This is a genomic window from Bacteroidales bacterium, assembly GCA_014860585.1.
Lineage (GTDB): Bacteria > Bacteroidota > Bacteroidia > Bacteroidales > 4484-276 > RZYY01.
Map to the genome: position 1 here is coordinate 1 of JACZJL010000116.1, position 13,078 is coordinate 13,078.

At 44.0% G+C, this 13,078-nt stretch carries 8 protein-coding genes; 1 reads left to right on the top strand and 7 read right to left on the bottom strand.

Translation table 11 applies throughout. The features are described 5' to 3' along the window. Window positions 1–574: 574 nt before the first annotated feature. The 7 genes from IH598_12615 to gyrB form a co-directional block, all read right to left on the bottom strand. Window positions 575–2,146, bottom strand: coding sequence for a PepSY domain-containing protein (locus tag IH598_12615; protein ID MBE0639354.1), 1,572 nt, complete (start codon window positions 2,144–2,146; stop codon window positions 575–577). 1 nt (window position 2,147) lies between these two features. Further along, a complete protein-coding gene (locus IH598_12620) occupies window positions 2,148–2,471 on the bottom strand; it encodes a cupin domain-containing protein (GenBank protein MBE0639355.1) in 324 nt (107 codons plus the stop codon). Between the two features lie 16 nt (window positions 2,472–2,487). Continuing rightward, window positions 2,488–4,140, bottom strand: coding sequence for a hydroxylamine reductase (gene hcp, locus IH598_12625; protein MBE0639356.1), 1,653 nt, complete (start codon window positions 4,138–4,140; stop codon window positions 2,488–2,490). A gap of 42 nt (window positions 4,141–4,182) precedes the next feature. Continuing rightward, window positions 4,183–5,082 carry a 4Fe-4S binding protein gene (locus IH598_12630; protein ID MBE0639357.1) on the bottom strand — a complete coding sequence of 300 codons (900 nt, stop codon included), beginning with the start codon at window positions 5,080–5,082 and terminating at the stop codon, window positions 4,183–4,185. A 1-nt stretch (window position 5,083) separates the two neighbouring features. Next, window positions 5,084–5,494 carry an Rrf2 family transcriptional regulator gene (locus IH598_12635; GenBank protein ID MBE0639358.1) on the bottom strand — a complete coding sequence of 137 codons (411 nt, stop codon included), beginning with the start codon at window positions 5,492–5,494 and terminating at the stop codon, window positions 5,084–5,086. A 230-nt stretch (window positions 5,495–5,724) separates the two neighbouring features. Beyond that, window positions 5,725–8,070 (bottom strand): ABC transporter permease, encoded by a 2,346-nt coding sequence (locus tag IH598_12640; GenBank protein MBE0639359.1) that lies wholly within the window; start codon window positions 8,068–8,070, stop codon window positions 5,725–5,727. Between the two features lie 626 nt (window positions 8,071–8,696). Beyond that, window positions 8,697–10,661, bottom strand: coding sequence for a DNA topoisomerase (ATP-hydrolyzing) subunit B (gyrB, locus tag IH598_12645; protein ID MBE0639360.1), 1,965 nt, complete (start codon window positions 10,659–10,661; stop codon window positions 8,697–8,699). Between the two features lie 512 nt (window positions 10,662–11,173). Between gyrB and IH598_12650 the strand changes: the two genes are divergently transcribed. Then, window positions 11,174–13,000, top strand: coding sequence for a tetratricopeptide repeat protein (locus IH598_12650; protein MBE0639361.1), 1,827 nt, complete (start codon window positions 11,174–11,176; stop codon window positions 12,998–13,000). Window positions 13,001–13,078 lie beyond the last annotated feature (78 nt).

A 13,078-nucleotide genomic window follows, 5' to 3' on the forward strand; every position in this document is an offset into this window, starting at 1 on the left:
GCAGCAGTTAATGACGAGTTTTTGTTTGGTGTTCTTTGTTTTTATCATCCTTCTAAACCACTTTTCATATACCAGGTCTATGTCAACTTCGCTCCAGATTCGTTTTTCAAGGTTGTTGGTAAAGACCTTGTTCCTGCCAAACTCCTACTGAACACCTACCATTTTCCTGTTTGAATTAAAGTGTAATGAACGAAGAAGGCCTTTGGATGATTTTTAGCGGAGGAAAAATAGAGTTGATTTAAGTCGAAAACCTGCACTCCGGGCACAGCACAGCCCCGTCAGTCACAGTGGGTAAACTAACGAGAAGCTTTTATTCATGGGACTTGCAGAAGATTTTTATCAAAAAAAAGTGTAAGCCATTTTCGAGATAAGGAAAATCATTTTCCTTGTCATCGGATCGGCCATTTTTAGTGTCGAAAAAAGTCTGTTTGATTCATTCAGTCACCATTTCATAAAAAAACTTGTCAGCAAAAATAGACATTAAATTGAAAAAGTGGAAAAAGCTTTGGTATAATCCCGGATAGAATGGTAAGAATAACCGTGATGGAAAGAGGCGATCGCGCAAAAAAACAGATCAGGATTTTCGTCTGAAGCCCGTCCAGTACATCCAAAACCCGGAAATCACAATAAACAGCAGCGCCAGACCGGATAAAGGGATAACCAGGATATAGAAATCGCCGATCAGCGGCCGGTAAATGCGTGCTGTGTGCACTTCGAGGGCGAGATTCCAGATCGACATCGGGCTGTCTGCAACAATTTCGCGCGGCATTTCAGGAAAATTTTGCTCATGCAAAAAGGGTTCAGCACCTTTGATATAATCGAAAAGATAAGGCCTCGATGCGCCATCCCATACCATTCCTGCAATGGACTGTTCTGAGAAAGGAGCGCTGTTTTGCCCGGTGGGAATGTATTCCTGACGGGTCAGCACATTTTCGACATAGTTCCGTTCGGGAAACCAACTGAAAATCCCTGAGAACGAGCCTACCAGAAATCCTCCTTGTCCCAGTTGCTCAAAGACATTGATCCCCATGACGCTGACCGGGGGCTGAGTTTCAAATTTTTTCAGTTCAGACGAAAAATGGTTATCAGAGTAATAAAATCCTTCGGAAGTGCTCAGGATAAATCGTCCGTGGTAATCGTCATAGGTAATTGCGCGTAACTTGTCGTACCATGGGTTTGGCTGGTTCAATTTTGAAAAAGGAATCTTGTCTACCCTTGCATTGGCGATCGGGATGAGGAGCGGCGGACGAAGAAACATTCCGGTGGCGGCTGTGATAATCAGGAAAATGGCCAGGTACCAGCCCAGTTTGTTGTGCCATTTCAACGAGAATTTCATGGTTCGAACCAAAAGTGTTACTCCGGATTTATTACTCCTTTTCCGCTTAATCCATCCCGGAAAAAGCCATAGTATGAGTCCGGTTAGGGTAAGAAAGATGAGCGCCAGCGCCATAAAATCCACAAACAACTGTCCGGCGATTCCGTAAATCTCGCCACTATGGATCACCCACAGGGTTTTGAATAGGCCGATTTTGTAATCGTCGTCTTCAGCATTGGGAAGCATGATGACTTTAGCTTCATTCGTTGGCTGGTCGCAATCTGCAATCATCAGATCTGAGCGGGTGAGGATGTAGATTTTTTCGTCGTAAGACAGCAGATCAACAATACGGTTTTCTTCAACAGGAAGCGGGAGTTTTTCCCAGTTATCGCCCTTCAAACCATACAACCCGAAATAGGTTCCTGCAATCAGTTTGCCCTTTTCCGTCCGGATAATTTTACTGATTTTCCGGTTGTCAATTCCATCAGGAAAACCGTTGTTAAAATCTTCGAATTGTGAAAAGTCGCCATTTGTTTTCCACACGCCGATATTACCATACACCAGCAGTTCATTGGTGTCTTTTTCAACGCTGCCGCGCAATGAGGCCAGGTTCCAGTTTTGGTAGCGATAATCCCTGGGTAGAAGATTGCGATTCACATCTACTTCCGAAAACCACGAACGATGGTTCAGCACAATCCCGGAAAGAGTAAAAAGCAACACAAACAGCGTCAACACGATGGACACCCATTTGTGCCAGGCTTTCAGTTTTTTGTAACCTTTTGCTGCCCTGCTAGTTTTCGCGGAAATTTTGGAATCAATACCGGCAGCCATGTTACGATTTGATCATCACCAGCATCATCTTGAACTTTTCCACCGCTTTCACCGCATGTGGGATGTTGGCCGGCATGATGATCGTTTCGCCCTGGTTCAGGATAAATGGTTTTTTGTCAATGGCAATTTCTGCTTTTCCATCCATCACATAAACAACGGCATCGAAAGGAGCAGTGTGCTCGCTCAGTTCCTGGCTTTCGTCGAAGGCAAAAAGGGTGATGTTCCCAGAGGATTTTTTAATGATGGTTTTGCTGACAATGGCGCCGGAAGCGTACTCGACCGAATTTTTTAATCCGAAAATTTCTGATGTATTGATGTCTAACATGTTGGTTATATATGATTTAATTCAAAAACAATTTCATATCCTCATCCACGGTGGTGATTCCTGAAATCCCAAACTTCTCCACCAGCACATTGGCTACATTTGGCGAAAGGAAACCGGGCAAAGTGGGTCCAAGGTGAATGTTTTTCACACCAAGATAAAGCAATGCCAGAAGCACAATGACGGCCTTTTGCTCGTACCAGGCGATGTTGTAGGCGATCGGCAACTCGTTGATGTCGTTCAGTTCAAAAACTTCTTTGAGTTTTAAGGCGATGACGGCCAGCGAGTAGGAGTCGTTGCACTGACCGGCGTCAAGAACCCGCGGGATTCCGCCGATATCACCCAGTTTCAGTTTATTGTAACGATACTTGGCACAGCCTGCGGTGAGGATTACGGTGTCTTTGGGCAACTTTTCTGCAAACTCGGTGTAATAGCTTCTGTCCTTGAAACGCCCATCACATCCGGCCATCACAAAGAATTTGCGAATGGCGCCCGATTTCACGGCAGCTACAATTTTATCAGCCAGTTGCATGACCTGATTGTGTGCAAACCCACCGATGATCTCGCCCGTTTCGATTTCAACAGGTGGCTGACACTTTTTCGCCATTTCGATGATGGGTGAAAAGTCTTTCATCCCGTCGTTTGTCCTGTCGGGAATATGGATTGAGCCGGGGTAACCAGCTGCACCGGTGGTAAAAATACGCCCGGTGTAAGTTGCGGTTTTAGAAGGGGGAACGATGCAGTTGGTGGTGAAAAGAACCGGACCGTTGAAGGTTTCAAAATCCTCTTTTTGTTTCCACCAGGAACTTCCGTAATTTCCCACGAAGTTTTTGTACTTTTTAAATGCAGGATAATAGTGTGCCGGAAGCATTTCGCTGTGGGTGTAAACGTCCACGCCGGTACCTTCAGTTTGTTTCAGCAGGTCTTCCATATCGCGCAGGTCGTGGCCGCTGATAAGAATTCCCGGGTTTTTGCCAACTCCGATGTTCACTTTTGTGATCTCAGGGTTACCGTAACGACCGGTGTTGGCTTTGTCGAGAAGCGCCATGGCTTCTACGCCGTATTTTCCGGTTTCGAGCGTCAAAGCAACAAGATCATCCACAGTGAGCGAATCGTTGGTAGTAGCGGCCAAGGTGCGCTGCATGAATGCATAAAGGGCCGGATTTTCTTCATCCAGGTTAAAGGCATGCTCAGTATAGGCAGCAAGACCTTTTACTCCGTAGGTAATCATTTCGCGCAAAGAGCGTATATCCTCATTCTTTGTACTTAACACGCCCACTTCAACGCTTTTGTCCTCGAAAGCCTCTTCATTGTTGGCAAACCAGGTGGCGGATTCGTGCAATGGATTGGGTAATTTTCCGCCAAATTCCTCCACTTTCTTTTTCATCCGGTCGCGCAATTCGAGGCCTTTTTTTACGCGCTCAACGAACACCTGCCGGTCGAAGTTGGCATTGGTAATGGTTGAGAACAGTCCGTCGAAGACAAACTTGTTGACATCAGCATCTTCGTGGCCAAACTTTCGCGCCTCGGTGCTGTAAATAGAAATTCCTTTGATCACAAACATCAGCAGATCCTGCATGTTGGCTACTGAGCTTGTCTTTCCACAGACGCCCTTGATGGTACAACCCGTACCTCTTGACGTCTCCTGGCATTGAAAACAAAACATACTCATAATAATTTTTTTAAAATGAATAATTACTATAAATCAAACTGTTTAAATCCAATCTTCTTGTAAAACCTCTCCCCTTGAGCTGACCACAGCCTGTTTTAGCGGTATTTTTCGTCCTGAATGTTGAACTGCTAATTGTGCCAAACGTGTCAATCCACCACAGCAGGGCACTTCCATTCTTACTACGGTAATGGTGTTCAGTTTGGAATCTGTGATCATCGCAATAAGTTTCTGTAAATAACTCTCCTGGTTCGAATCCAGTTTTGGACAAGCTATAGCCAGTACTTTTCCTTTTAGAAAACGACTGTGGAAATTTCCCATGGCGAAAGCAGCGCAATCGGCCGCCAGTAAGAGGTCAGCATTACGCAAATAGGGGGCAAGTGGATTGAGCAGGTGCAATTGTACGGGCCATTGGCGCAATGCTGATCTGGCCTCAATAGTTTCAGTTCCATTTCCGGCTTTTTCAACCTCATCAAGGTCAATATCAAAACTAACCGCAGCACTTCCGGGGCATCCACCGCCGCAGCCGGCACTCTTTGCTCCCATCATTGCCTGATGAATAGTGTCCTCAGCATGATCCCGGTTTTCTTTGGTGACATCCAAATCAATGTTGTTGTTCCTGATGTAGGCGATGGCTTCCTTCAAAAACTCATCAGCACCATGCTCTTTTAAATGGGCGAGGTGTGCCAGCACTGTGTTTTTCCCTTTTTTCACCATTTGCTCCATGACGAGTGTTTCGTTGTAAGGTTCGGCCTCACGCTCTTCCATGGTGATCGCGCCTTCGGGGCAATGCCCGATGCATGCGCCCAGTCCGTCGCAAAACAGATCGCTGATCAGCCTTGCCTTCCCGTCAATCAATTGCAATGCGCCTTCGTGGCAGTTGGGGATACAAAGCCCGCAACCGGTGCACTTTTCTTCATCAATGTTAATGATACTTCGTTTCATCTTAGTCAATTTTCATTTTAAGATCAGATAGTTTACGATTTGAGTAATATTCCCTGAAATCATCATAAAGTCTCTGCCGTTCATCACCATAAACACAACTGTCGAAAGGACAAATTCCTTCGGTGCGGCGGCAATGGTCTGCTTCAATCTTTCCATCAATCAGTTCATAAATTTCGAAGACAGAAATTTCTCTCGGGTCTTTCAGCAGGACAAACCCTCCTTTGGGGCCCCTCCCCGAGCCGACGATTCCGTATTTTGTCAATGCCTGTAATACCTTGGCAATGTGATTTCGGGATAAATTGAGCATATCAGATATCAAATTGGTATTCAGTGGCTTATCGCTGGCAGCAATAAGTGCCAGGCTGTGAACAGCTATGTTTGACGCTTCGGATATGTTGAATAATTTTGCCATGAGGTAAATAGGTATTTGATTACGCAAAAGTATATATAATTTTTTAACCGGAGCGTTTTTTCAAAAAGATTTTTTCTGGGGAAAGTTATTACTTTGAATATTAATACTTTGTGATCGTAATTTTTTTTATTCCATACTGCATCAATGAATCACCGTGGCAGATTTGGTTGAGCTGCATTGATGAGAAATAGGGTCGTCAAGAAAGTGACCGATCGTCGCTGCTTTACGTCCTACTCCCACTTGATGGCATTCACCGGGTTTTTCAGCGAGGCCCGCCAGGCAAGGAAAAATACAGTGAGGAAAGTGATGAACATTGTGATTGCTCCTGCAAGGAGGAAAAATCCGGGATGCAGGTAGATTTTGTAGGCAAAACCATCAAGCCAATCTTTCATAAAATACCATGCCGGCGGCCAGGCAATAATGTTGGCAACCAGCACCAGCAGCATAAATTCGCGTTGCTGTAAAAAGATAATACTTCCAACTGAGGCGCCCATTACTTTGCGGATACCAATCTCTTTGGTTCGCTGTTCGGCGGTAAATGAGGCGAGACCAAACAACCCCAGGCAGGAGATGATGATGGCCAGCATGGTAAAATAGCGGATAAGTTTGCTCAAACGTGCCTCGCTGATGTGGAACTGCTCATAGGTGCTGTTGAGAAACTGCGGATTGAACGGAAAAGCAGGCACAAAACTGCTCCATGTTTCTTCGATGAATGCCATGGTTTCATCGGTGTTATGGCCACTGATGCGCACAAGCACGTGGTAAGTTTGTTCCTTGCTGTTGAAAATCATAAGCGGTTCGATCTTACTTTGCATTTTTTGAAAGTGAAAATCCTTCACCACTCCGATTACATTAAACCTGTAATCATCACCCCAGGTAACCCATTTTCCCAGGGGATCGTCAAGTCCCATCAAACCTGCGGTTGATTCGTTGATCAAAATAGCAGCCGTATCAGTGGAAAATTCTTCTGAAAAATAGCGACCACTTTCAAGCTGATACTCCATTAGCTCAGGGAGGGCGGCATCGCCAAACAGGATGCTAACCAGAACTTCATCGTCGGCATCTTTTCCTTCCCAGTTAAAACCCCCGCTGTTGCTGCCGATCATGTACGGAAGGTGAGAAGAGCAAGCAACGCCGAGCACATTGGGGTTTTGAAGCAACTGCCCTTTAAAGGTATCGTATTTACTCCTTAAATCGCCCCGGAATACGAAATAGGCCACATTTTCCTTGTTCATTCCCAGGTCTTTTTTCAGCATAAAATCTAACTGTCGGTAAATAACCATCGTACTGATGATTAACCCTGCCGATAGGATGAACTGAAAAATCACCAGAAAACGCCTGAACCAGGTGTTTCCCTGTGCCGATCTTCCGGCGCCTTTTATCACCGTAGCGGGTTTTAAAGAAGAAAGGTAAAGCGCCGGATAGCTTCCTGCAATAAGCCCGGTGAACAAGGTAACGCCAATCAACGTAAGCACAATCTCAGGCTGGAACAACGACAATGCAAGGGTTTTCCCGGTTAAGTCGTTAAAGACCGGGAGAAGAAGCTGAACCAACACCAATGCAAAAACCAGTGAAATGGCAGACGTCACCAGCGACTCTCCCAGGAATTGCCGGATCAGTTGACCACGCGAAGCGCCTACCACTTTTCTTAAACCAATCTCCCGGCTTCGCTTGGAGGCGCGGGCTGTGGAAAGATTCATGAAGTTAACGCAGGCCATTAGCAGAATAAAGGCTGCGATAATGCCAAACATGGTGATGTTTTTCAGGTGCGTGGGTGTTCCGTCATAATAGTAAAGGCGCTCTTTGGCTAATGGAAACAGGAAGAGCTCTGTAGTAATCGTTTCATCGTTGCTGACTTTTCGGAAATAATAGCGGAATTTCTCATTAAACTTTTCAATCTCAGTTCCCGGTTTCATCAGCGCATAGATGAAGTAGGTATTCCAGCCATACCGGGTAAGATCGTGCCCCATTTGCTGCAAAAAATCAAACGGGATAAAAACGTCGTTGGTGAATGAAGAGTTGGCGGGTGGATTTTCGATCACGGCGGTGATGCGGAAGTCATTAAGATCGTTGATCCGGATGGTTTTCCCCACCGCATTGGTTTCGCCAAAGATCTTGTCTGCTGCTTTTCTTGTAATTACTGCTGTGTAGCCACCTGACAAAGCGCCTTCCAGGGTACCATGAATAACTTTAAAATCAAATACCGTGAACAGTCCTGAATCAGCATGAGTGATCATTTCACTGAATTTCTTATCCTCATGACTCACTACCGCTGAGGTTTCGAAAAAGCGAAACACCTCTTCAAATTCAGGGAATTCACGCTTAGCATCTGCTGCCAGCGGCCCGGGCATGTTGGATACTATGAATGGACCTGTGGAATAATGCTGCACCTGCGCAAATCGGTAAATCCTGTCGAAATTCCTGTTGTGTCTGTCGTAGCTCAATTCATGATAAATCCACAGCGAAATCATGATAAATGCAGCCAGGCCAACGGACAAGCCAAAAATGTTGATAAACGAGTACCCCTTTTGGTGAACAATGTTTCGCAGCGCTATTTTGATGTAGTTGATAAACATAAGCCCGGGTTTTTTTTGTTTCGACTTTGTTTTGCAAGATTATAGTTTTAGGAGTTACAAAAAAAGTTGAAGTTACATTTGTAAATAAATGTAATGGAATTATTGGTGATTACGGAGAGTCAGCAAGAAAACCCATTAAATTTGATTTTCAACATTAAGAGCTTATCTGCGGATAATGCTTACGAGCAAAAAATATGGAACCTGTGTGTGTAGGGGTTCCATTTTCTTCTGAAGGTTTTCCCTCACTAAAATTTAAATTACAACTGACTTCTAAAGAACTGAAGATGATATTATAATCCTTAGGCATAATTTCTGAAGGGTGTCAATGTCTGTTAATTTTATGAGAGAAAATAGTCCAACCCATACCGGGTTGTTAATCAAAGTGGTCAATCATTTATGCTACTATAGTAACCCAACCCATACTGGGTTGGCATAAAACTCCGTATAGCCTGTCCCGATCTTCGGGAAGTTTGACTATAGTAGGAAAATAGCATTTACAAGAAAACAATAACCCGGTACAGCCTGTCCCGATCTTCGCGAGATAGGATTATGGAATTAATAGTGAAACTTATTATGAGCTATTGATCTAAGGAAGGAAAATTCTCCATTGATATAAAAAACCGCTGTTATGCGTCAATCTTGGCATACTTGGCATTTTTCTCGATGAAATCGCGGCGGGGTGGCACTTCGTCGCCCATCAGCATGGAAAAGATGCGGTCGGCTTCTGTTCCATTTTCGATGGTTACCTGTCTTAGGATCCGGTTTGCCGGATTCATGGTAGTATCCCATAGCTGCTCGGCATTCATTTCACCCAAACCTTTATAGCGCTGAATGTGAATTCCTTTTCCTTCTCCGTTCACCGACCACTCTTTGACCAGTTGGTTGCGTTCTTCATCATTCCAGCAGTAGCGCTCTTCCTTGCCTTTTTTAATGAGGTAGAATGGCGGCGTGGCAATATACACGTTACCAAGTTCGATTAACTCCTTCATGTACCTGAAGAAGAAGGTGAGAATGAGTGTGGCAATATGGCTGCCGTCCACGTCAGCATCGGTCATGATGATGACCTTGTGATAGCGCAATTTTTCGAGATTAAGCGCTTTGCTGTCTTCAGCTGTACCAATGTTTACCCCAAGTGCAGTGAAAATGTTTTTTATCTCTTCGCTTTCATAAATTTTATGCTGCATGGCTTTCTCGACGTTGAGGATTTTCCCGCGTAAGGGCAGGATGGCCTGAAACTTACGGTCCCTGCCGGCTTTGGCCGTTCCACCTGCAGAGTCGCCCTCAACCAGGTAGATTTCGCAGAGTGCAGGGTCGCGTTCGGAGCAGTCTGACAACTTTCCCGGCAAGCCCGAGCCGCTGAGCACATTCTTTCGCTGAACCAATTCGCGGGCTTTGCGGGCGGCATGACGAGCGGTAGCCGCAAGTATCACCTTGTTGACAATGGTTCTGGCCTCCCGTGGGTTTTCTTCGAGATAATGCGACAGGGACTCGCTCACCATCTGATCTACCGATCCCATCACGTCAGAATTGCCCAGCTTGGTCTTGGTCTGGCCTTCAAACTGAGGTTCAGCTACTTTTACCGAAATGATGGCGGTCAATCCTTCACGAAAGTCGTCGCCGTTGATATCAAACTTAAGCTTGGCCAGCATGCCCGATTTTTCGGCATAGGATTTCAGCGTTCTGGTTAGCCCCCTTCTGAATCCGGCCAGGTGGGTACCGCCTTCGTGGGTGTTGATATTGTTCACGTACGAGTGAAGGTTTTCAGAGAAGGAAGTATTGTACTGCATGGCAATCTCGATCGGCGTGTTGTTCTTTTCTCCTTCAATATTGATAGCAACAGGCATCAGCTTTTCGCGGTTGGCGTCGAGGTATTCGATGAAGTCAACCAGCCCTTTTTCTGAAAAGAAACTTTCGGTTGTAACATTCCCTTCGTCATCTTTCAAACGTTCGTCGGCCAGCGTGAGAAGAATGCCTTTATTCAGGAAGGCCAGTTCGCGCAGGCGGGTGGCGAGAATGCTGTAATCGTAATCCAAAACGGTGAAGATGGTGTCGTCGGGACGAAAAGTAATTTTTGTGCCGGTTTCTTTGGATTCACCAATAATTTTTACCGGTTCAACCGGCTTTCCACAGTGGTATTGCTGATAAAAAATTTTCCCTTCACGGTAAATTGTAGCTTCGAGTTTTGTGGAGAGTGCGTTCACACACGAAACGCCCACGCCGTGCAAGCCTCCGGAGACTTTATAGGAACCTTTATCGAATTTTCCACCTGCATGAAGCACGGTTAGAACGACTTCAAGGGCCGAACGGTTTTCTTTTTCATGGATTCCGGTGGGGATTCCGCGTCCGTTATCAATTACTGTTACGGAGTTGTCGGTGTGAATGATCACTTCTATTTTGTCGCAATACCCAGCGAGGGCTTCGTCGATAGAGTTGTCAACTACTTCGTAAACAAGGTGGTGCAGCCCCCTGCTGCTGGTATCGCCAATGTACATCGAGGGTCTTTTACGCACTGCTTCCAGGCCTTCGAGCACCTGGATGTTGTCAGCTGAGTAATCGTTGATAGCTGATAAGTTTTTTTCTTCTGCGGTCATAATCAATTAATTGAAAATAAATTCATTAAAGCGCTGCAAAGATACAAAAAAGCATCTTGATGGTATCCTTTTTTGATCACCGGAAACAGGATTTTATCAAACATTGATTGTTAAAAACCCCAAAATCCAACGGCCCAGGGTGTAAAGATGGTCTTCCACAAAGTGAAGAAAAACATCTCCGTTATGGTGAGGTTGCGCCGACAAGTAGCTGTACTTTTTCGATCAAGGCAAAAATTTCTTCTTGTTTGACCCGAGTCACCCCGTGAATGCTATCAAATGTCCACAAAACTATCATCTTCCGTGGCTCTTACAGGTGATTCACGGGGTGACTTTTTGACTCAAAACAATGCTCTTCCCCACAGCTTAGGCTCCCAGCCGTCTTTTCTGATCATCAGACAAAGCCGGACAGGATTGACCGAACGAGGCACGGTCCTCAAGTTTAGGTGTACATTACATAAAATTCAATTTTTCGCTTTTCATTGAAAATTATAATCGTACTTTTGATCGTTAAAATGAAAAATCAAACTATTTCTTTAATTCACAAACTGTGTAATTTCAAAAGTGGAATTGCTCTTGCTCTGGTCATTTTGTTGACCATTTTTCTGAGTATTTCCCAAATTTTCGCACAATCAAGTGTGGATAGTTTATTGAAACTCCTCAATTCGCGGGAGCTTTCCGAAAATGAAAAAGCACTGATTTGTGCCAAACTTGGTGAAGAATATTTGGCATTCAAAGTTGATTCGGCACTGCATTTTGCCTGGAATGGCCTTGAAGTTTCGTTACGTAATAATTATATCAATGGCCAGTTTCAAAATTACCTCGCATTAGGTAATATCAAGCGAAAAATTGATGATCTCGATGAAGCCAAAAAATTCTTGTTAAGTGCCAAAGACCTGATTGATGAAACTATTGAAACAAGAGATATCATACGCCTTTATCTTGGAATAGGACACCTGTACGCCACGCAATCCAACCTATACCGCGCTCAGGATGCCTTTTTTACAGGATTACAAATCGCTGAAGAACATAGCGACAGCCTTTACCTTCCCAGGTTTTATAATAACATTGCCATCATTTATTCCAAGCTCGACGATTATAATAAAAGCCTTCAGTATTATTCAAAAGCACTCGAATTATTTGAGCATTTGAATGACCCTTACTTAATCGGAAATACCTTAAACAATATAGGTAGTACTTATTCAGAGATGGGTAAAAACGACAGCGCCTATTTTTATTTGAATAAGGCACTCAAAATTGCAAAACAGATTTCGAATTATTATGGGCTAACCAACATGTATTCAAACCTTGGGAAAATGGCATTTTCGCAAGGCAGGACTTTAGATGCACTCGAATTGTTTGAGGAATCGCAAAGCGCGGCAGATAGTTTGGTTGATGATTTTTGGGGATCCCGCTCCTATATTTTTGCAACGATTTACAGACATAAGGGAGATGCCTATTTCCAACTTAACGATTTTAAAAAGGCTCTTTATTTTTATCATCAGGCACTTTACAGCGCATCAGTTTCATCAAATCTGGAAATCATGACCGAGGTGTCACAAAAACTGGCCGATCTTTTTCATCAGCAGGGAAATAAAGATAGCGCCTATTTTTATTATAAAAACTTCGCTGCGCTTAATGATAGCCTCTTAAGGATAAAAAGTAACCAAAAAATCACCGAGTTAACGCTCCAATACGAATTTGACAAGGAGCGGAAACAGCAAAAGCTCGAAAGTGAACTAATCGAAGCAAAACATTACCGTAAAGAACTCACTTATTCGCTGATCATCATCAGTGTCGGCGCAATCCTTTTAATTATCGTATTCCTTCTAATTTTACAGCGTAACCAGATACGCAGGAAAAACCTTGAGCAAAAAATGATATTGCTTGAAAAAGAAAAACTGTCAAAAGAACTGGATTTTAAAAATAAAGAGCTTACTACCAATGTGATGTATTTGCTCAAAAAGAATGAATTCATTTCGGCAATATCCTATAAACTGAAAAACACAAATCAGGGGCAAAAAGAGGATAATAATGCGGTAATAAATAATGTTATTTCGGAACTCGATAAAAGCATTACCCAGGATACCTGGACAGAGTTTGAGGTTCGTTTTCAGGAGGTACATGTTGACTTTTATAACAGCCTCAGCAGGCAATTTCCTGACCTTACCCCCAATGAACTCAGGCTTTGTGCTTTTCTCCGCCTGAACATGACATCAAAAGAAATTGCCGACATTACATACCAGTCAGCCGAAAGCCTTAAAACAGCCCGCTATCGTTTACGTAAAAAGCTTGGTTTAGACCGCGATGAAAACCTGATCGCTTACCTTACAAAATTATAACCTTCTAAGTCCTGATTAACAGGGATTAACAAATCATGTCCACTTTTTGTTACTCTCAAAAACCGGAGTGACGCCTTA